The 21661-nt window shown below is 40.5% G+C and carries 14 protein-coding genes; 11 read left to right on the top strand and 3 right to left on the bottom strand.

Annotation, left to right across the window (positions count from 1 at the left end; translation table 11 throughout):
- Positions 1–102: 102 nt before the first annotated feature.
- Together GQR53_RS01490 and GQR53_RS01485 are read right to left on the bottom strand one after the other, a co-directional pair.
- Positions 103–1098 carry an LLM class flavin-dependent oxidoreductase gene (locus GQR53_RS01490; RefSeq protein ID WP_165742678.1) on the bottom strand — a complete coding sequence of 332 codons (996 nt, stop codon included), beginning with the start codon at positions 1096–1098 and terminating at the stop codon, positions 103–105.
- A 276-nt stretch (positions 1099–1374) separates the two neighbouring features.
- Positions 1375–2133, bottom strand: coding sequence for a rhamnogalacturonan acetylesterase (locus GQR53_RS01485; protein WP_165742677.1), 759 nt, complete (start codon positions 2131–2133; stop codon positions 1375–1377).
- A 421-nt stretch (positions 2134–2554) separates the two neighbouring features.
- Here GQR53_RS01485 and GQR53_RS01480 point away from each other — a divergent pair, with 421 nt between their 5' ends.
- The 10 genes from GQR53_RS01480 (at position 2555) to GQR53_RS01440 (ending at position 16948) form a co-directional block, all read left to right on the top strand.
- A complete protein-coding gene (locus GQR53_RS01480) occupies positions 2555–5269 on the top strand; it encodes a TonB-dependent receptor (protein WP_165742676.1) in 2715 nt (904 codons plus the stop codon).
- 435 nt (positions 5270–5704) lie between these two features.
- Positions 5705–6358, top strand: a complete 654-nt coding sequence (locus tag GQR53_RS01475) for a TonB-dependent receptor plug domain-containing protein (protein ID WP_231619925.1) — start codon at positions 5705–5707, stop codon at positions 6356–6358.
- Between the two features lie 8 nt (positions 6359–6366).
- Positions 6367–6501 carry a hypothetical protein gene (locus GQR53_RS21685; protein WP_269435818.1) on the top strand — a complete coding sequence of 45 codons (135 nt, stop codon included), beginning with the start codon at positions 6367–6369 and terminating at the stop codon, positions 6499–6501.
- A gap of 242 nt (positions 6502–6743) precedes the next feature.
- Positions 6744–8216: a glycoside hydrolase family 28 protein gene (locus GQR53_RS01470; RefSeq protein ID WP_165742675.1), complete on the top strand. Its 1473-nt coding sequence runs from the start codon at positions 6744–6746 to the stop codon at positions 8214–8216.
- Between the two features lie 13 nt (positions 8217–8229).
- Positions 8230–8853, top strand: coding sequence for a bifunctional 4-hydroxy-2-oxoglutarate aldolase/2-dehydro-3-deoxy-phosphogluconate aldolase (eda, locus tag GQR53_RS01465; RefSeq protein WP_064664870.1), 624 nt, complete (start codon positions 8230–8232; stop codon positions 8851–8853).
- Between the two features lie 91 nt (positions 8854–8944).
- Positions 8945–10393 carry a glucuronate isomerase gene (gene uxaC / locus GQR53_RS01460; protein WP_165742674.1) on the top strand — a complete coding sequence of 483 codons (1449 nt, stop codon included), beginning with the start codon at positions 8945–8947 and terminating at the stop codon, positions 10391–10393.
- Positions 10394–10442: 49 nt separating this feature from the next.
- Positions 10443–12992 carry a glycoside hydrolase family 88 protein gene (locus GQR53_RS01455; protein ID WP_165742673.1) on the top strand — a complete coding sequence of 850 codons (2550 nt, stop codon included), beginning with the start codon at positions 10443–10445 and terminating at the stop codon, positions 12990–12992.
- 110 nt (positions 12993–13102) lie between these two features.
- Positions 13103–14314 (top strand): glycoside hydrolase family 88 protein, encoded by a 1212-nt coding sequence (locus tag GQR53_RS01450; RefSeq protein ID WP_165742688.1) that lies wholly within the window; start codon positions 13103–13105, stop codon positions 14312–14314.
- Between the two features lie 3 nt (positions 14315–14317).
- Entirely contained in the window at positions 14318–15985 is a 1668-nt protein-coding gene (locus GQR53_RS01445; protein WP_165742672.1) for a glycoside hydrolase 43 family protein, read from the top strand.
- Positions 15986–16948, top strand: a complete 963-nt coding sequence (locus GQR53_RS01440; protein WP_231619923.1) for an alpha/beta hydrolase — start codon at positions 15986–15988, stop codon at positions 16946–16948.
- A gap of 69 nt (positions 16949–17017) precedes the next feature.
- Here the strand turns inward: GQR53_RS01440 and GQR53_RS01435 are convergent, their stop codons facing one another.
- Positions 17018–18382 carry a hypothetical protein gene (locus tag GQR53_RS01435; RefSeq protein ID WP_331461828.1) on the bottom strand — a complete coding sequence of 455 codons (1365 nt, stop codon included), beginning with the start codon at positions 18380–18382 and terminating at the stop codon, positions 17018–17020.
- Between the two features lie 253 nt (positions 18383–18635).
- On the opposite strand from GQR53_RS01435, the gene GQR53_RS01430 reads away from it, so the two are divergent.
- Complete coding sequence (locus GQR53_RS01430; RefSeq protein ID WP_165742669.1) at positions 18636–21599, top strand: TonB-dependent receptor; 2964 nt, start codon at positions 18636–18638, stop codon at positions 21597–21599.
- The last annotated feature ends 62 nt before the right edge of the window (positions 21600–21661 follow it).

Here is a 21661-nt window from a genome sequence, read left to right as displayed (position 1 = left end):
GACATCACTTAAAGTTAATAAAATGAGTTAAAAAAGTTTAACTTTTGATGATGTCTGTATATTAACAAGCCCAGAGTGTACGCTTGCTTAACTAACTATATTTTAGTGTTTTATTTCCATTAAAATTTCGAGTGCACGGTGGCGTTTTTCACTATCAAACACATCATTGGTAAATATAAACTCATCTACTTCTAGCTGTTTCGCTATCATCTCTAACTTGTGTTTAATACTTACATGCCCGCCTACTACGCTTAGGCTTAAAAAGTTCTCTACATGAGCGCGCTCTTGCTCGCTCCATAACCCGTCCATACTTTCAACGGGTGGTTTTAACCACAGCTCATTACCGCGTATAAGTTCGAGTACACGTTGCTTAGAAGTAGTCGACAAGTATTGCGCTTCATCGTCGGTGTCTGCTGCCACTAAAGGCAGTGCAAGCATTACGTATGGCTTATCAAGTACGCTTGATGCTTTAAATTCGCGCTTATACAGCGCTATTGCGTCGTGCACAAAGCGCGGTGCAAAATGCCCTGCAAATACGTACGGTAACCCTTTTTGCGCTGCTAGTTGCGCGCTAAATAAACTCGAGCCTAATAACCAAATCGGAACTTTTGTGTCCTCACCCGGTATAGCGCGAACAGGGTGACTACCATCGTAAGGGCCTAATAAAGTTTGCAGTTCAGTGACTTCATCGGCAAAGTTTTCAGCGCGTCGTTCATCTCGGCGCAGAGCACGACTGGTTATATGATCGCTACCTGGTGCGCGGCCTAAACCTAAATCAATACGCCCAGGGTATAAACTCTCTAATGTGCCGTATTGCTCTGCAACAATCAGTGGCGGGTGATTTGGTAACATAACGCCACCAGCACCTACTCGTATAGTTTTAGTTTGCCCTGCTATGTGGCCAATTAATACAGAGGTTGCCGCGCAGACAATTCCCGGCATATTATGATGTTCAGCCATCCAAAATCGGTTAAAACCGAGTTCATCAGCTTTTTGTGCATAAGCGACACTATTTGCAAGAGTACTTGAGACGGTGGCATCTTCTTTCATTGGGCTAAGCTCAAGTAAAGAAAACGGTATTGCAGATAACCCAGACATGTTTACTCCTCATTGCCTTTAATTAAGTGATGAAGATAGTCAAAATAATTTAACCATCATTCCATTAATGGGTCTGCTGGGTGGTTAATTCAATCATTGATTTTAACTAATCAATTGATCCTGTCTATTAAGCTAAGTGCAGAGTGATTATTGCATTAGATGCACTTACACTCATTCAATGCAATTACACTCATTCAATGCAATTACAATACATAAATAAACTACACACGTTATTAGCTGTATCAAACATAACAATATGATTTATAAAAATTATTTTTATTTTAAATGTTTTGGATCAGGTATGCGTAATTGCTTAACGAGTGGGTGATTTATTTTTTTCATTTCTATTAATACTAATTGAGCAACTTCTCGAGCACCGAGTTCATTGAAATGGGTATTGTCTTCTACGCCTATAGGGTAATTTGGATGCAAGTTAGGTGCTATATGCATAAAACGTAAGCGTGAGTTGATCCCACCAAGCTTTTGAAAATACTGTTGGGTCACCCGTTCCATGTCAATAAAATCGACCCCTGTCTGTTTAGCTACATCTCTTACTATATCAGCGTAAATAGGATGGGTGTCCTTGATCTGACCTTTTTCATCAAAATAACGTCGCGTTACCGGGGTCATCAGTAATGGCTGTGCCTGCTTTGCTCTTACTTCAGCAATAAAATTAACTAGGTTTTGCTTATATTGCTCTGGTGTAGTGTAGCGGTCTACTTTCTGTTTTGACTGATCGTTATGACCAAATTGAATGATCACAAAATCATCTTTATTAAGTTCATTTATAATGCCCGCCCACAAGCCTTCACTGATAAAGGTACGTGTACTACGACCATTTTTAGCACGATTTTTAACGTCGATGCTATCATTAAAAAAGATACTAAAGGGCATTCCCCAACCTGTTTCAGGGTAATCCTTCACTTCTTTAATTGACATGGTTGAATCCCCTGCCATAAAAAGCTGAACTTTAGTAGTTGCTGACATACTTGAAAAACTCACCATGATAAATATTGCTGCTATTAATTTTACCATTCTACTCGCTCTTTATTGTTTTTAAAAAATCAGTTTAGCTCTTTATAAAATTATCTTTTGTAATTGAGTGAAAAAATAATTTTACTTAATTGTGGTTGTCGTTATAAACATACCACCAACTGCCACCGGTGGCAAATAACAAGTTAAATCATGGTGCTGAATAAAATTAAACCAGTCCTTAATGTACTTTTACTGCAAAAAATGTAAATGAAGTATGAAAAATGTAATTTACTAGGTTTGACAATACGCTTTTTTAGATATAACTTGATTTTTATGCCACCGGTAGCAATTTTATTTCCCTGATATCGCTACTGATTAAAATAATAGTTTTATGACTTTTAATCATAGACTTACATTTTACTGGCTAGATAAAGTGATAAAAATAAAAGCTCAAATCAACAGCATAAAAAAGGAACACACAATGAAGACTGCAAATAAGTTCGTTATCAAACCACTTAACTGCATTGTTAGTGCCTTACTACTGGGCACAACATCGTATGCAATCGCAGCCGATGAACAGCCACAAACAGATACTAAAGCCCAAAATGACATAGAGTTAATTCAAGTAACTGGATTTAGATCATCATTAAATAAATCCTTAGCAACTAAACGTTTTGAAGTAAATACCACTGAATCCATCGCGGCTGAAGATATTGGTAAATTCCCTGATCTGAATATCGCAGAATCATTACAACGTATTCCTGGGGTAGCTATTTCTCGTGAAGGTGGTGAAGGACGTCAAATTACGTTGCGTGGCTTAGGTCCGGCTTTTACCCGCACAACACTTAATGGTATGGAAGTACCTGCTAGTACCGATGGCACCGACTCTGGTGGCGGCGTAAACGGTGGCCGTGCATTTGACTTTAATATATTTGCATCCGAACTATTTAATCGTGTTGATATCCAAAAAACGCCCACGGCCGCAACTGAAGAAGGTGGTATAGCGGGCACTATTGATATGTATTCTGCACGTCCTTTTGACACAACAGGCTTTCATGTTGCAGCGTCCGCGCAAGCCGGTTATAACGACCTCACTGAAGAAGTCGACCCACGGATGGTATTTATGATCAGCAACACATTTGCTGATGATACAATCGGGGCTTTATTCTCTGTCGCAAAATCTGAACGCACCGTACGCCAAGAAGGCTTTGGTACAGTTCGCTGGACCACCCCCGTACTCGATGGTGGCGGTATCTATGCTGACACCTCTAATACTGAAGTTATTGGCACACCCAATACAGGGGACTGTGAGTTCGAAGGTCAAACAGTCGATGCTGTGAACTGCTTATATACGCCTCGCCTGCCTCGCCCTGATTTTTTTGGTAATGAACAAGAACGTTTAGGCTTTACCGGTTCATTACAATATGCTCCTTACGATGATCTGGTCCTTACACTAGATACATTACATTCAACTCTTGATAATGACCGCACTATGTACAACTTTTTCGAGATGTTTAGAAACACATTCAGCGAAATTACTCCTGAATCGATTACGATTTCTGACAATGGAAAACAGGTCCAAGCAGCGACATTTAACGGCGTTAAATCTCGAGTAGAAAGCCGTCAGCAGATTTCAAAAACAAAATTTCAACAGTACGTATTCTCAGCTAAATATCATTTATCTGATTACCTTCGATTAGACGCTATGGTGGGCACTGCTGAATCGGATGCTCGCTCTGAACAGTATCGTTATAACATGACTAATAACACACCTCATAGAGTATCGATGGATTTTGGCACCAGCAATAATACCGCTGTAATGAATTACGATTACGATACTCTAGATGCCAACTCTTTTGATTTAGCCGATGGGCGCTTACGTGCAACAGATGTACTGCGCGAAAATGACACCGCTAAAATTGATTTATCATACGAGATGGATCTGATGAATATCAAAGGCGGTATAGCCTATAACGACAGAACGGTTAGTTACGATGAATCACAAATAAACGGTTTTCCTGATCAAGATTCTGCAGCTGGATTTTCTCAGCTAATACCCTACGATGATTTTGGCACCGGTTATGACGGCACGTTATCACCCTTTCTAGTGGCTGATTTTGATGCAATAAATTCACAGCTTTTACTTAAAGAGTGGGTGCCACGCAGTGCGCAGAGCTGGAAAGTTGAAGAAGAAACAATGGCTGCCTACATCGAAACAAATTTTGAGTATGAAATTTCAAGTATGCTGCTCAGAACTAATGCAGGTGTTCGTTATGTAAAAACTGAAACCACATCAACAGGTTTTATTCAAACTGATGCGGTATCAATTGACAATAGCTATGACAATATTTTACCAGTGCTAAATTTAGCCCTTGATGCAACCGATGATGTGATTGTAAGGCTGGGTTTATCTAAAACCATGACCCGCCCGAGTTTGAGTTCACTCAATCCTGGTAATCCATCGTTTTCTTATTTAAACGGCACTGTTAGTGCGGGTAACCCATTCTTAGACCCATTCACCTCTACCAATACAGACGTTGGTGTTGAATGGTACTTTGCAGAAGAGTCGCTATTAGCAGCAACAGCGTTTTACAAAGATATTGGCTCTTTTATAAAAAGTGATAGTGAAGAAAAACTCGTCGATCCTGCTTATTTACCCTTTATTGATAATGATCCGCAATATGATCCATCAAGTGCACTCGATCCTAGAACTACCCCTTACACACATTTCGTCCCTGTAAATGGTCAAGGAACTGTGATTAAAGGGCTAGAACTTATTTATCAGCAACCTTTTTCATTCCTACCTGGGTTGTTAAAAAATATGGGGTTAGTGTCTAACTATACGTATGTCTCTGCAGGTGAAATTACGGGTCTTTCTAAAAATTCTTATAACTTTACCCTGTATTATGAAGAAGAAAACTATGGCGCTCGTGCTTCAGTGAATAAACGCGACAATTACATCACTGATTACACAGGTAACAATGGGAATGCTGAAGAAGCGACATCTGGTCCAACACATTTTGACCTATCAGCCTTTTATAATATTAATGAAAATGTAACCGTAACATTTGAAGCAATTAACCTTACCGATGAGTATGAACGCCTGTATACCACGGGTGATGGTAGTTTAGATTTACCACGTGAATATAATCATACCGGTCGACAGTACTTTTTAGGAATACGCTACAACTTATAAAGCAATGCTTAAACTTTAAATTCCCCTAAAGTAAACAGCTTAATTAACATTTTAATTAAGCTGTTTTTCTATGACTAAGGTAGTGCACCAGTTATTTATAATTAAAACGTAGTGCAGCCGATGGCTAATAATCAGTTAAATCACAGTGCTTATAAATAATGTTGCACTTGAATGGTATTCGCACGCCATTGAAAATGTAAATTAAAGATGAATTATGTTATTTTTTTCGTTTGACATCACATCAATAACATTATACTTCTCACTTATACCACCGGTAACAAAAATAATTAATCAATACTTCGCTACATACTTTCTCGTTTTTTTCCCATTATGAATTATTAGGTTAGGTGTAATAAGAATCAGAACAAGTACATGACAAACACACTAATTCAAGTCATGTTAACTTAATAACAATAAGTAGAACGTGGAACCACTATGACAACCAGCACACATAATTTTAAACTTAGTAAGTTGATGACCAATTTAATACTCAGTGGCGCATTAACCAGTGGCTTAGCATATGCAGCGCCTCAAGATGAAGCTGTTGCTGATGATCAACTTAAAGTGATCGAAGTAAAAGGTTTTCGCGGTAGTATCAATGCCGCTTTAATGACTAAGCGTGAAGCCGTTGGTACACGTGAGACTATCATTGCTGAAGATATTGGTAAATTTCCTTACTTAAATGTTGCTGACTCACTTTCGCGTGTACCTGGTATCTCCATTGAAGAGGATGCAGGTGAAGGTCGTCAAATTACCATTCGCGGTTTAGGTTCTCGTTACGTCAAAACCACAATTAATGGTATGGAGTCGGCATCTGCTGGTGCTGCAACAGACGCTGCGGGTGGTTCAAATACATCTCGTGCATTTGATTTTAATGTATTTTCCTCTGAACTGTTTACCCAAATAGATATTAATAAAACCGTTTCTGCTGAACTTGAAGACGGTGGCATCTCAGGCAATGTTAACTTACAAACGGCGCTTCCATTTCAATATGATGGCTTTAAAGGGGCTTACAATGTCAATACTCGTTATAGTGATGTTGATGAGGATGTATCGCCTCGTGCTTTTTTTATGCTCGCTACAAGTTAACAGAAAAAATGAGTGTTTCATTTGAAGCCGTTAATTTAACAGATGAAAAACAAGATATGTGGAATGATATTTATACCCCTCGCCCTTATGAAAATCTGTCATCAGGTCGCCAGTTTTTACTGGGTGTAAGGGGCACTTTCTAAACTTAATTAACACATAGCCTCGTTAATTGAGGCTATGTCTGCAATATAATACTCCCCCCCGTGCATAATCGATGGTTTTTACTGTCGATTATTTTATTAGTTACTAATTTTAAATAACTTTTTCAAAAACAATAAATCTTTGATAATTTAAACTAAGTAGTAAAATGATATTGCCACCGGTGGCAATAACTGCTAATGTTAGCTTATTATAATAATTCCAATTTACAGCAGCAGGATACAAGATGAATAATCAACGACGCTATTTTCTCAAAGCATTAGCTTCTAGCACTTTGGTAACAGCAACTTTAATGGGCTGTCAGTCAGCACCTTTACTCAATGTTTTTGAAGCGCCTATTAGCGCAGACGATTGGCAAATGGCTGAACAAATAAAAGCCAACATTGTCGTCCCGACCTTCCCTGCTAAGCAATTTAATATTAAAGACTTTGGCGCTAAAGAAAATGGACAATATGATTGTACGCAAGCAATTAAAGGCGCCATTGAAGCCTGCCACGCACAAGGAGGTGGTCAGGTCTACATTCCAAATGGTACCTACTTGACCGGTGCCATTCATTTACTTTCTAACGTAAATTTACATTTGGCTGATAAGGCAATATTAAGTTTCAGCACTGATCCTAATCATTACTTACCCGAGGTATTTACTCGCTGGGAAGGCTTAGAAATGATGGGGTACTCACCACTGATCTATGCTTATGAGCAAGAAAATATTGCCATCACAGGTAAAGGAACACTCCAAGGAAATGGCGATAACCAAACGTGGTGGCCTTGGAAGGGACCACACAAGGAAGGCCATTGGGATTTAATTAAAGATAGTCAAGGTAAAGTATTGCACCAGCGTGAAGCACGGGATCAGTTGATGGTTGATGCCGAAGCTGGTGTGCCAGTAAGCGAACGTATATACAGTACTGGCGCCTATTTACGCCCTCCCTTTATTCAACCGTATAAATGTAAAAATATTTTAATCCAAGGTGTGACAATTAAAAACTCGCCATTTTGGTTAGTGAATCCGGTTTTATGCCAAAGTGTTACGGTTGATAAGGTTAATTTTTCAAGCCACGGGCCAAACTCTGATGGTTGTGACCCAGAGAGCTGCGATCATGTACATATTAAAAACTGTGTATTTGATACCGGTGATGACTGTATCGCGATTAAATCAGGGCGAAATGCAGACGGAAGACGTGTCGGTGTCCCCTCACAAAACATTGTTATTGAAAACTGCCATATGAAAGAAGGCCACGGTGGAGTGGTTATTGGTAGCGAAATATCAGGTGGTGTAAACAATGTCTTTGTGCAAAATTGTACTATGGACAGCCCGCATCTAGAACGCGCTATTCGTATCAAAACTAACTCAGTACGTGGCGGTTTGATCGAGCATATACGCATTCGTAATGTTGACGTTGGCACCGTTAAAAACGCTGTGGTGATCAACTTCTATTATGAAGAAGGCGATGCAGGACAATTCGATCCAACAGTTCGCGATATTCAAATTGAAAACTTACATTGTAAAAATGTGCTCAGTAAAGCGTTTTATCTTAATGGCTTTGAACGCGCACCAATTAACGATATTCATTTTAAAAACTGCCATTTTGACCAAGTAGGCAGTCAGTCAATCGTAGCTCATGTAAATAATATGAGTTTAGATAATGTCACTTTAAACAAACAGCCACTGACAATGGCGCAATTACAGCAATCATGATAGGAACCGATGTATGAACGCGTTTTCAACATTATTAGGCACCCAACCAATACTGCCTATAATACAAGCAAATAGTAGTGAAGAAGGTGTCGCTATTGCGACCGCGATGCATAAGGCGGGTATCCAATTAGTGGAAGTTGTGCTGCGCACGCCAGCGTCACTTGACGCATTAATCGCGATTAAAAAAGCACTGCCCGATTTATGTGTAGGTGCAGGCACCATTACCGATCAAGCGTTACTTGCAAAAAGCCTTGCCGCAGGCAGTGATTTTATTGTTACGCCTGCTATATCGCCACGGTTACTCGATGCCCTTAGCCAATCGTCGGTCCCTGTTGTGCCGGGTGTTTCAAACACCGCAGATATTTTACTTGCTAAAGAATATGGCTTTACTGAGCAAAAATTGTTTCCTGCTTCTTTGTGTGGTGGCGAACAGTTTTTAAAAGCAGTCAGCAGCGTATTTGCTGATATTCGCTTTTGCCCTACAGGCGGCATTAATGAGCAAAACTTTAAAGACTATTTAGCACTTAGCAATGTGATGGCCGTAGGCGGTACATGGATTGCACAACCACAATGGGTGCAAAGTAAAGACTATGAAAAAATCACTCAAGCCTGCCTTCAGGTACTAAACAACAACTAATTAACATATTGACTGCCATACGTTGACAGTGTAATTTACTCTTACATGCCACCGGTGGCAAAATACAAGCAGAACAGTTAAGGAATCTTCAATGCCGAGCAATATCGAACCTTTAGAGTTGCACCCAGATCGTTTATTTTCAAGCGTTCCTAGCGTCGTTGCTATCGCTAGAAAGTTATATGAATCAATTAAAGACTTACCGATTGTTAGCCCACACGGTCACACTGATCCACGTTGGTTTAATGAAAATGAAAACTTCGGCAATGCAACCGAGCTGTTTATAAAACCCGATCACTATGTGTTTAGAATGCTCTACAGTCAAGGTATCCCAATGACTGATTTAGGTGTGCCAGAACATGGCCTTCAAGGCGATATGGCTCGCTCTAAAGCAGCTGAACCTGAAAAAGTATGGCAAATTTTTGCTGATAACTATCATCTATACGCAGGCACACCTAGCGGCTATTGGCTTGATGCCGTATTCAGCGATGTATTTGGTTTTACTGAAAAACTTTGCTCGGAAAATGGTCAGCACTATTATCAAAAAATTACAGCTGCGTTAGCAACACCTGAGTTCAAGCCTCATGCACTGATGGACCGCTTTAACATTGAACTGATTGCCACAACCGAAGGTGCTCTTGATCAACTCCCGCACCACCGTGCAATTGCAGGCTCTGCAATGGCAAAACGTGTGATCACCACCTTTAGACCGGATGATGTGGTTGATGCAAGCCGCGAAGATTTTATCGACAACGTAATTAAACTTGGTGAGATAACCGACCAAGATACATCAACTTGGCAAGGTTATTTAGCAGCAATTCAAATACGTCGTGATTACTTCCGTATTGAAGGCCGTGCAACAGCAACCGATCATGGCCACCCTACTGCATTAACTGCTGACTTATCTACAGCTGAGTGTGAAGCATTATTTGAAAAATGCCGAACAGGCCATTCATCTGAGCAAGAACAAGAGTTATTCCGAGGTCAAATGCTTACTGAACTTGCAGGTATGAGCATTAAAGACGGCTTAGTGATGCAAATTCACCCTGGTGCACATCGTAATCATAACCAAGCGGTATTTGATCAATTTGGCCGTGATAAAGGCTGTGATATTCCAAGCCAAACTGAATACGTTAATGCGTTAAAACCACTATTGAGTAAATACGGGAATCACCCGGATCTTAAAATCATCTTATTTACGTTAGATGAAACTACCTATAGTCGTGAACTTGCGCCACTAGCAGGCCACTACCCTAGCCTAAAATTAGGCCCAGCATGGTGGTTCCATGACAGCCCGGCAGGTATGCTACGTTTTAGACAGCAAACAACTGAAACAGCAGGTTTTTACAATACAGTTGGCTTTAATGACGATACCCGTGCATTTTTATCTATCCCCGCTCGCCATGATGTTGCACGCCGCGTTGACTGCCGATACTTAGCTGAATTAGTAGCTAATCATCAAATTAGTGAAATCGCTGCGCAGACACTGGCTTATCAACTAACCTATGGGCTAGTGAAAAAAGCATATAATCTCGATAAATAACAATAATAGAGCCACTTAATTTAAGTGGCTCAACCATTGAGGACACACCATGACTTTAAAAACATCACTGTTATCAAAGCGCATTATGATGGGAACAGCTCTAGGCTCTAGCCTTTTACTGGCTGCCTGCCAAGAACAAGCTGACCTTAAAAAACCATTGCAAGCAAGTGAGACTAACTCTCTCAGTAGCGCACTAATTGCTAAAGTAGACATTGTTAATCCATCTTCGTTTAAACGCCCTGACGAGCCTATCTATCTTAGCTATTACGATTTAGGTCTTAGCCAAACTGCTGCTTTAACTGTAAAAACAGCGCAGCAAGTATTACCAAGCCAAGCAGTAGATATTGATTCAGACGGTGAACTTGATGGTGTGTATTTTATTGTCGATTTAAATGATAAACCGATTGAAGTCACCATTACACAGCAAAGTAGCCCATCAATCACAGCACAAACAAAACGTGTTCAAGCTGATCTTGCCCATAAACAAGGTGGTCAATGGCAGCCTCATTCTCGTCCGCCAAAACACCAAGTTGGCACAGGTAAAAAAGAGTATGTAGGCGGTGAATTTAAAAATGTTGATGAGTTAACACCACCAGATTATTACACCGATCATTCAAATTGGATCCGTTACGAAGGCCCAGGTATTGAGTCGGATAAAGTCGGTTACCGTTTTTATCTAGATTGGCGTAATGGTTTTGATATTTTCGGCAAATTAACAACACAACCTGTGCTACATACTGTCGGCCTTGATGGTTATTCTTCGTATCATGACAAACAAGACTGGGGCATGGATATCCTTAAAGTGGGTAAGTCTTTAGGTGCTGGCGGATTTGGTTTGATGGGTAGTAATGATGAGCTGGAACATGTATCTGATGTTAGCAAACGTACAGCACGGATTATTGAAAATGGCTATTTACGCGCCAGTATACAAATTGAGTATCAAGGCTGGCAAAATAGCTATCAACAGCAAGATTTAATAGCCAATATTAGTATGCACGGCGGCTCACGTTTGGCACATGTAGAACTGAACACTGATAAAGATTTGCCTAATTTAGTGGCCGGTGTGGTCAAACACCCAGATACTGAGTTTATTCAAGGTGATCTGGATGCAATGAGTAATTATGGCTATAGCTATATTGCCAGTTGGGGCAATCAGAGTTTAGATAAATCAGCTTTAGGTATGGCGGTATTTTTTAAAAAAGGTGATGTTATTGATGTACGCCAAGACAAAAATAACTACCTTGCAGTGCTTAAACCTAAAGGGCAAAATACACTGCATGCTGATTACTATTTTGCCTCTGTTTGGCAACCTGAAAGTGGTATCAACGATAAAGAAAGCTTTATTGAGTACCTTGATCAACAAGCTGAAAGATTGACAATTAAACCACGCATTACTTTGCATACCACAGTTACAGCAAAAAAAACGACGCAACCGCTTAATGATAAAATAGCCCTTGAATGGGCCCGCGCCCTTGCCGATTCAGAGCTGAAAAGAAAAGCACTAGGCTATCATGCCAATGGCTGGGATGTTAACCGTAAGCGCAGCCCAAAGTTTGAATACGACATTATCGGTTTACAACCTTATGCTTATTATCAATTAGGGCTGGCAACTGATGAACAAGCTTATAAGGATGTGATTGCGCATGTTACTGGCAGCTTTATTGATCAGCAAGGGAAAATCAGCGCCTATAAACAAAGCAATTTCAATATTGATAATATTCCACCCGGTCGCAACCTTATTCAGCTATACCAAGATACCCAGCAGCAACAATACTTATCCGCTGCAAAAGCTTTGCGAGCACAATTACAGTTACAGCCACGTACATCACAAGGCGCATTTTGGCACAAAAACAAATATCAACATCAAGTGTGGCTAGATGGCGTTTACATGGGTATGCCTTTTTTAGCCCAGTACGGTAGCTTATTTGAAACGGGCCACCAGCAACAAGAAACCTTTTCAGAGGTTGTAAACGAATTTAAGCTCACTCGCGAAGCACTACGCGATCCAAAGACAGGGTTGTACTATCACGGTTGGGATGAATCTAAACAGCAAGCATGGGCGAATAAACAAACCGGTGTTTCCGCAGAGTTTTGGGGCCGTGGTATGGGTTGGCTCGCTATGGCAGTGGTTGATGTACTCGATTACATCCCAGCAAAAAACACAGAGCAACGCGATACCTTACTCGCCATGGTAAAAGAGTTGGCCACTGATATAGCCAAAGTTCAAGATACTGATACCGGCACATGGTGGCAAGTTTTAGACAAACCAACGGCTTTAGGTAACTACCAAGAGTCAACTGCAACAGCAATGTTCGCTTACTTTTATGCAAAAGCACTTAATAATGGCTATATCGATGCTGATTATCAAGGCACCGCGCTTGCAGCGTATCAAGGTTTACTTAACCAATTTACATTAGTCCATAGTGATGGCACGGTGAGTATGACCAACCAATGCTATGTTGCAGGCCTTGGCTTTGGCCGTGATGGTAGTTATCACTATTATATGAGTGAGCCGGTCAGCAATAATGATCCTAAAGGAAATGGTCCCTTCATTCTAGCAAGCCTTGAAGTAGCTAAGCTTCTAGCTGGTAACAACTAACCAGTCATAGATTAGTCAGCCGGTAAGCAAAGTTCATCGCATTTTTGCTTACCGGCTAACTCTCACTTCCCTTCAACAACATCAGCACACTAAGCTCATAAGGATTTATGATGCGTATAATTAAAACCAATAAAGACAGCGCAAATAAAAATATTATTTCATTTTTTATCTGCTGCTTATTCTGCTCAATAATGAATGTGTCTGCGCAAAATAATAACAACTCACTGAGCTATGCCCTGCAAATGGCTAACTCTGAGATGACTCGTAATCCACAGGCGTACACCATTGATTGGCGCACTGAACCGCGCTGGGACTACACCCATGGCTTAGTGTTACTGTCATTTGCCAAGCTCTATCAGCATCAACCAGAGCAACGCTATTTCAATTACATTAAAGAATATGTAGACGCGTTAGTAATGGAAGATGGCAGTATTAAAACCTACGTAATGAGTAAATATAATCTCGACATGCTCAATGCCGGCAAGTTACTGTTTTTTATGTTTGATGAAACAAAAGACCGTAAATATCGCCTTGCCCTCGATACGCTATATGCACAGTTCAAATTACAACCTCGCACAATTGATGGTGGCTTTTGGCATAAAAAACGCTATACCTCGCAAATGTGGCTTGATGGTTTATATATGGCAGCGCCCTTTTATGCCGAATATATCCGCCGCTTTGGGACAGCAGATCAGTATGATGATGTTATAAAGCAGTTTCAATTAATTGAAAAACATACTTATCGCAGTGACACCGCTTTACCTTTACATGGCTGGGATGAGTCTAAACAACAGCGTTGGGCAGATAAAAAAACCGGACAATCACCTAATCATTGGTCGCGCTCTATCGGTTGGTACGCCATGGCAATGGTTGATGTATTAGATCAACTACCGAATGATTACCCTAAAAAAGTGTGGCTATTACAGCGCTTTAATACATTGATTGATAACATGTTAAAACTACGTTCTGACTCCGGTGTATGGTATCAAGTTACAGATAAAGGTGAATTACACGGCAATTATTTAGAGTCATCAGGCAGTGCTATGCTCAGCTATGCGATTGCAAGAGGTGTTAATCAAGGTTACTTGTCTGATAGCTACCAAGCGATTGCAAAAAACACCTTTAATGCTGTAGTTAGCAACTTTATTAAACCACAAGCAGATAACACCTTATCAATCCAACAAGTATGTGAAGTAGCAGGACTTGGCGGAAAACCCTATCGAGATGGCAGCTTTGCTTATTACATTAGTGAAAATGTACGTGCGAACGATCCTAAAGCAGTCGGGCCTTTTATTCTTGCTAGTTTAGAAATGGAGAAATAACCGATGCTAAGCAACCAATACTATTTCTATTTAGCACTGTTGGTTGTTTGCTTAAGTGGCAGCCAATGTTATGCAAAAGAGTCGCAATTACTATCGCCAACACACACTCAAAGTCCGTGGCAAGCAGATCTAGGTAATGTCGAATATAAAAACCCAATCTTGCATGCCGATTATTCCGACCCAGATGTGGTTGCTGTTAATGGCGATTATTACATGACAGCATCTAGCTTCAACTCTGCACCTGGCTTGCCTATTTTACACTCTACCGATTTAGTCAACTGGCAGTTAATTAATTATGCGCTGCCAATACAGTTGCAACAAGCCCACTTTGCAAAAGTACAACATGGCAACGGCGTATGGGCGCCCACAATCCGTTTTCATGATAATAAATTTTGGATTTTTTACCCTGATCCTGATTTTGGTATTTATGTAACCACAACAGATAATCCTGCTAGAACTTGGTCAACCCCACAGCTTATTTTAGCGGGTAAAGGATTGATCGATCCGGCACCTCTATGGGACGACAATGGTAAAACCTACTTAATACATGCATGGGCAAAAAGTCGTGCTGGCTTTAATAATGTACTCACACTACGTGAAATGAAAGATGACGCGAGTAGGGTCAGTGATAAATTTACACACATTGTCGATGGTAAAAATCACCCTGGATATCGCACCATTGAAGGTCCTAAATTTTATAAACGTAACGGTTACTACTATATTTTTGCGCCTACTGGTGGCGTAGATTTAGGCTGGCAATCGGTATTTAGATCAAAAGATATTACTGGTCCCTATGAAGCCAAAATTGTCATGGCACAAGGCAACTCAGTCATCAACGGTCCTCATCAAGGTGCGTGGGTTCACACCCAATTTGATGAGGACTGGTTTATTCACTTTCAAAGCAAACAAGCGTATGGCCGTATCACTCATTTACAACCGATGCACTGGGACAATGATTGGCCAATCATTGGCATAGATAAAAATGGTAATGGAACTGGGCAACCGGTTTTACAGCACCCTAAGCCTCGAAGCAAAATTAGCCCACAGCCCACCAGCATAGTGAACAATGATGAATTCAACAGCCCTGAGCTAAGCTTATTATGGCAATGGAATGCAAATCCAAGTAACAGCTGGTATTCATTGACAGACAACCCCGGCTTTTTACGCTTATACTCGCAGCCAATTACAGCCCAAAATAATACTAATTTATGGTCGACGCCTTCTTTGTTACTGCAAAAGATCCCTGCAGAACAGTTTGCTTTTACAACCACATTGCAGGTCAACAAAACAGACTCAGCTAGTTCCTCAGGACTAATTTTATTTGGTGAAGACTATGCATGGCTGGGTATCAAAACATCTTCTACTGGCGAACAACAGCTAGTTTATGTGCACTGTTTTAATGCGAGAAAAGGCTGTAAAGAAAGTATCGTAGGGCAACAACCATTAACACAACCCTATCTTGAACTAAAAGTCGTTCTACAACCAGGCGCCACAGCCATTTTTAGTTATAGAACCGCTGCAAGTGCTGAGTTTCAAATTATTGGTGAACACTTCCAAGCTAAAAAAGGCCGCTGGGTAGGTGCTAAGTTAGGCTTATTTAGCCTGTCGCACACGCCTGGCGCTAGCAGCTATGCCGATTTTGACTATGCCCGTTACGACACTTTGGATTAAATGAATATGTTTAAACATCAAAAGTTGAACTTTATTGCCGTATTATTGCTATTTGTTGAGCCATGCATAGCAGCTGATTACACCGTTAAAAATACTTATAAAAAACTAATCAAACACTATCCACACATGCAGGTGCCCGCAACGACACTTGCTGACTCTGTCATCGCTCATAAAGCACTGGTTTACAAGCAAACTAAAACCAGTGCACAGACTTTAGATATTTATCAGCAAAAGCAGCAAACGCAAACAGCGCCTTTGATCATTTTGATCCACGGGGGTGGCTGGCAATCAGGCACCCCCGCATTAATGACAGCACTTGCAATTGCGCTGGTAGAACGTGGTTATATTGTTGCTGCGCCCAGTTACCGCCTCAGCGAGGAAGCGCCTTATCCTGCAGCAATTGAGGATTTAGTTGATGCGTTTTATTGGCTTAAAAATAATGCTACTCAGTATAATATAGACAGCACTAAGATTGCTTTATCTGGCGGCTCTGCAGGTGGCCAATTAGCCGCGCTGTTAGCCTACTGCGGCGGAATTGTTGATAGCAGCGACACTAACTCCAAGCGATTTAATGTTCAAGCGCTGATCAATATAGATGGCTTAAGTGACTTCACGTCCCCTGAAGCACTGCCCTTTGAAAACAACCCAACCAAAACCGTCACGTCAGCCAGCAAGTGGTTGGGAGGTAGGTATGAAACTATCCCACAGCGTTGGCGCGACGCATCGCCTATTTTCTATATTGATAAAAACGCGCCTGCGACACTTTTCATTAATAGCTCAGTGCCACGCTTTCGTGCAGGTCGAGACAGCGCAATACAAAAGTTACAAGCGTTGCATATACCCAGTGATGTTTACCAGTTCGATGATGCGCCGCATTCATTTTGGTTATTCCAGCCGTGGTTAACGCCTACGACCAGTGTTATTGATGACTTTTTAACAGCACAATTTGCTAAAACTCGTTGATCATTATTGTTGTTAAAATTAAAGCCTTGATGAGTTAATGGTTATTTTAAGTCATCAAGGCGTTCTTTGTTAGTCGCTAAGCGAATTTAAGTACTGCTGCAAAACCTGCGCTGCAGTTGCATTTTTTAATTGAGGCTGATGCTGTTTGAACCAATCATCCGCAACACCATCTTCATTAACATCAACGATTACGGGAGCACCTGTAAATTCCTGTTTATATGCATCCCAATTACCAATAAGCTCAAACTCATGATCAATCAAACCATTTTTCTTTATCGCGACACTATCAGTGAGCTGTTGATAAACAAGCGTATCAATACTGTCATGGAAATAGCCATGTGCATTACGACTTGCACCTATATGTTGCCCTTTAATGGCATCAGTAAATGCCTGCTCAGCACTAACATAAACCATCGTTGTTTGCATAGGTGATGTAATGATTGCTTTATCACTTAACCTCTGACTATTTTCATCACTAATAGTGCGTTTTGCTTTAACCGCTTTGCGATAATTTACACCTAAATAATTATGCTCAGTCAGTTGTGGGTTATTCTCAAGTACATTACCCATAATATATGCCTGATTTTCTTTGATCTCTGGGGAATACCAAATATCAGCAAACTGCATGATCTTACTTGCTTTACCCGGCTTATAGTAATTATTAATCAAGTTAAAGCGACCATTTTCTGATCCATAAACATTATTATGTCCCCAGTTAAAAATAATATTATTGATAAGCTCAACAAACTCTTCATTTTGTGAATACGGTGATTTTAGCCTATGACCATTAAGCCTAGGAGTTCTACTGGCATGATTGGCAATTATATTATTAATAAAGCTCGCATTTGCCCCGCCCCAAATGCCACCATAGCCATGATCGCCTTTAGGGTGAATTGAATGGCTTAAACTATGTGAAATAATGGAATTTTGTAATGTAAAGTTACGGTTATTATAGAAACTCGCAGTTTCATCCACTGACCAACTCAATGAACAATGATCAATAATGACATTCTCACTGTTACGCACCGTTAATGAATCATCAGCATAGCCAAATGTACCTAAGCGAAAGCGCATATAGCGGATAATCACATTATCTGCGGATGAGACCGTCACAGGAGCACCAACAATGGCAATCCCACCTGGCGAACTTTGCCCCGCGATGGTGATATTACCATGTGATATTTTAAGTTCCCCTGCCAATTTGATCACACCTGATACCGCAAATACGACAGTGCGAGGATGTTTTTGCACAATTGCATAGCGAAGGCTGCCTGGTTGGGGCTTATCTAAATTATCTTCCAATGTAGTCACTCTATAAAGCGTGCCATTAACTCCCCCTGTTGCGTATTTACCAAATCCTTTTGCCGTTGGAAAAGCCAATGTTGTATTGACTTGTGCAGCGTATAAATTAGTCGAAACAAAAACCGTCAACACAGTAATGATGCTTAGTATTACGATATTGAGATAGTTTAAATTATTATTCTTCAGAACTTGCATAATGTTCCTTGGCTATTTCGTTTTTAATGCTGGTTAAAATAAAAAATTGTCAATATGTAAATTGACAGTTTCATTAATACAGTGTTAACTTCATGTTATTCCATTTTGCCACCGGTGGCAAGCTGGGATTTGAATCAACGGGAATCGCATATCTCGCACACACAATTATAAGCCTGAAAAAGGAACAAAGATGAAGAGCATGAGATTAAGCACGATCGCAGCAGCATTAATGGTAGCTATGCCACTTTATGCGCAAACAACTGATCCTGCACAGCCAAAGGTAGAGAATGACAAACCAACAACAAGCGCCGAGAAAACAGCAGCTAAAAAAACCGTAGAAGCTGAAGATGATATTGAAATCATTGCTGTAACAGGCGTTTATCAAGCAGATTTAAAAGCACGTTCCATGGAGCGCGATGCTAAAGCGTTTAGCTCAGTGATTGCCACGGATGACATGGGAAACTTTGTTGATCAAAATGTCGCAGAGTCATTACGCCGTATTCCTGGTGTCACTTTAGAGCGCAGTGAAGGTGAAGGAAAATACATTGCAGTACGGGGGTTAGGTCCTAAATTCGTATCGGTGAGCATGAATGGTGCAGAACTATCTGGTGCGGGTGATGAACGTAAAATTGGCCTTGATGGTATCACTAGTGATTCATTAGGAGCCATTGAAGTATTTAAAACCCTTACCCCTGATATGAATCTAAATTCGATAGGTGGCGCAGTAAACGTCAAAGCTATCTCAGCATATGACCGTGGCAAAAACACCCTAAAAATGAAGCTGCAAGATTCATACAGTGAACTCAGAGAAGAACACTCGCCAAAGTTTAGCCTTGATGGCACACAGCTATTCTTAGACGAAAAAATAGGCGTTGGTTTTGCACTTTCTTATGAAGATAGGAAAACTCAAGTAGATGAGGTACGCCATCATAGCACTCGAGAATTAAACTTTTTACAAGGTGGCATTGGCCTCAGTGAAGAGCAATTAGGTGTTGCACCAGAAATATTGATCCCCGCGCAACTCGAAAACCGCCGTGAAATTGCTGATCGAACACGTACCACCGCAACTTTAAATGTTGAGTTTAAGCCAACCGCAGACAGTTTTTATTACATACGAGGTAACTACTCTAATTACACTGATGATGACGTTGCACAAAGAGAGTTTTATAACTTTTATAATGGCGACCAAGCCGATGAAATTATTTATGTAAATGCTGATACAAAAGAGTTTGCCCTGTCTGATATCGATATTTATAACCAATTTTTCATTCAGGAAGGTGAAACGACTACAACCAATTACAGTATCGGTGGTGAAAACTATATTACCGACACTTTACGCGTAGATTATGAATATGCGTATTCAAAAACAGATGATAAATCAGTGGGGGATCGCCGAGTTCAGTTTCGTGAGCGTGAGAATATCGTTTACGGTCAAGCAACTAAAAACAATATTGTTGCACAGGTGCTAACTCCTGAAGAAGCTGCTGCCTTAGGTGGTTTTGCGTTAGATCCAGATAATGATGTTTTTGCCGGTGAAGCCGATGGTGATATCAGCGATTTATCAAATATGGAATACGACAACTTATTTATGGAAGACAGTGTCCGCACTGATGAAGTCACCAGTATCAAGTTAAACTTACAAAAAGACTTTGATTTTGAGTACCTTAATTTCATTAAAATTGGTGGCACTTATAACGAACGCGAACACTTCCGTGATAAAGATCGCTGGAGCTATGCAATAAACCCTCTCGATTGTGGAACGGATGAAACCTGCATTACAGTCGCCAACTCAAATGTTACTGATTATAACTTTGCGGTTCCTGAGGGTGGCTTATTTACCTATCCTTTTGTTAGCAACGAAGACCTTGAGTACATAGTTGACTCAACTAAAATTACGCGCGACAGTGCCACCGGTGGCGAGGTGTCAATTGACAGCACCAAAGAAGACTATACCTTATACGAAGATACCTACGCAGCTTATATTATGACTGAGCTGCAGCTATCAGAGCAGGTCAGTGTTATTACCGGTGTACGCTATGCACATACCGAATTTTCATCAACCGGTTATATGTCATTATCAAATGATGATTGGAATTTTGGCGGTGATCACACCTTAGATATTTCGGTACCTTTACCTGAGGCATCCATTACCTACAGTGAATTTTTCCCAAGTATTCATATACGCTACGAACCAAATCCTGAAATGTTGGTTCGTACATCACTGTGGACTAGTTATACCCGCCCTTCGTTTAAGCAAGCGCGTGGTTATGCGCGTTTTGATAGTGATATTAGTTTATGTGATCCAACGACTAATGAATGCTACAACTCACCAGATGGACAAAGCGCAATTGATTTACAAGGCTATATTTTAGGGCCAGACAATGCGTTACAAGTAGGTAACCCAAATTTGGTGGCAATGACTTCGGATAACTTTGACGCTTCGTTTGGCTGGTATCCATCAAAAGAGTTATTTATGGAAGCTGCAGTATTTTACAAAAATATTGATAACTTCATCGTCGATGTCACCGGTATTCAAATGAGCATAGATGAGCTCCCGCTTACTTTACCTGTAAACCAAGTATCTGATTTTGCAATTCCTCAAGATCTTGCTCTAAATCAGGTTGATATCACCCTCAATGGTGATAAAGCCACAGTCTACGGGATTGAGCTTAGTTACAATCAGTTCTTCGAAAATGGCTTATTTTGGCAAAGTAATATGACCTTTGTAAAAAGTGAAGCCGAACTCGACGCCACTATTCGTCAAGACAAAATGCAGCTACCAGGCCAAGCAGATATCACCGGTAACATTGCTGTTGGTTGGGAAGATGAGACTTTCTCGTTACGCCTAATTAGTAATTACCGCTCAGATATCCTTGAAGAGGTTGGCTCTTGTCCAGTATCAGCTTCTGTATCAGACCCACATACCTGTAAGTCATGGGCTGATATATACCAAGACGATATCTTAACCTTTGATATGAAAGTGAAATATGATTTTACGAAAAGCCTCAGCGTGTATTTTGACGCGATTAACTTAACCGATGAAGCAGATCTACGTTATTTCAAAGGTAATGATTTATCCGGTGGTGAAATCCTCTATCAACGTGAAGATTATGGTCGTACGTTCCAGTTAGGTATGAATTATAAATTTTATTAACAGCTACTAATAATGAAAAACGTTAATTTCACACACAATTAACGCGTTAATGACGCGCTTTC

The sequence above is a fragment of the Pseudoalteromonas sp. Z9A6 genome (genome assembly GCF_011378805.1).
Lineage (GTDB): Bacteria > Pseudomonadota > Gammaproteobacteria > Enterobacterales > Alteromonadaceae > Pseudoalteromonas > Pseudoalteromonas distincta.
The sequence above is the reverse complement of the archived record's forward strand: the minus strand, read 5'-3'. Positions and strand labels throughout refer to the sequence as shown.

Coding starts and splice junctions, on each gene's coding strand:
- GQR53_RS01490 (WP_165742678.1), bottom strand. CDS start 1,098: ATGTCTGGGTTATCTGCAATACCGTTTTCTTTACTTGAGCTTAGCCCA.
- GQR53_RS01485 (WP_165742677.1), bottom strand. CDS start 2,133: ATGGTAAAATTAATAGCAGCAATATTTATCATGGTGAGTTTTTCAAGT.
- GQR53_RS01480 (WP_165742676.1), top strand. CDS start 2,555: ATGAAGACTGCAAATAAGTTCGTTATCAAACCACTTAACTGCATTGTT.
- GQR53_RS01475 (WP_231619925.1), top strand. CDS start 5,705: ATGACAACCAGCACACATAATTTTAAACTTAGTAAGTTGATGACCAAT.
- GQR53_RS21685 (WP_269435818.1), top strand. CDS start 6,367: ATGAGTGTTTCATTTGAAGCCGTTAATTTAACAGATGAAAAACAAGAT.
- GQR53_RS01470 (WP_165742675.1), top strand. CDS start 6,744: ATGAATAATCAACGACGCTATTTTCTCAAAGCATTAGCTTCTAGCACT.
- eda (WP_064664870.1), top strand. CDS start 8,230: ATGAACGCGTTTTCAACATTATTAGGCACCCAACCAATACTGCCTATA.
- uxaC (WP_165742674.1), top strand. CDS start 8,945: ATGCCGAGCAATATCGAACCTTTAGAGTTGCACCCAGATCGTTTATTT.
- GQR53_RS01455 (WP_165742673.1), top strand. CDS start 10,443: ATGACTTTAAAAACATCACTGTTATCAAAGCGCATTATGATGGGAACA.
- GQR53_RS01450 (WP_165742688.1), top strand. CDS start 13,103: ATGCGTATAATTAAAACCAATAAAGACAGCGCAAATAAAAATATTATT.
- GQR53_RS01445 (WP_165742672.1), top strand. CDS start 14,318: ATGCTAAGCAACCAATACTATTTCTATTTAGCACTGTTGGTTGTTTGC.
- GQR53_RS01440 (WP_231619923.1), top strand. CDS start 15,986: ATGAATATGTTTAAACATCAAAAGTTGAACTTTATTGCCGTATTATTG.
- GQR53_RS01430 (WP_165742669.1), top strand. CDS start 18,636: ATGAAGAGCATGAGATTAAGCACGATCGCAGCAGCATTAATGGTAGCT.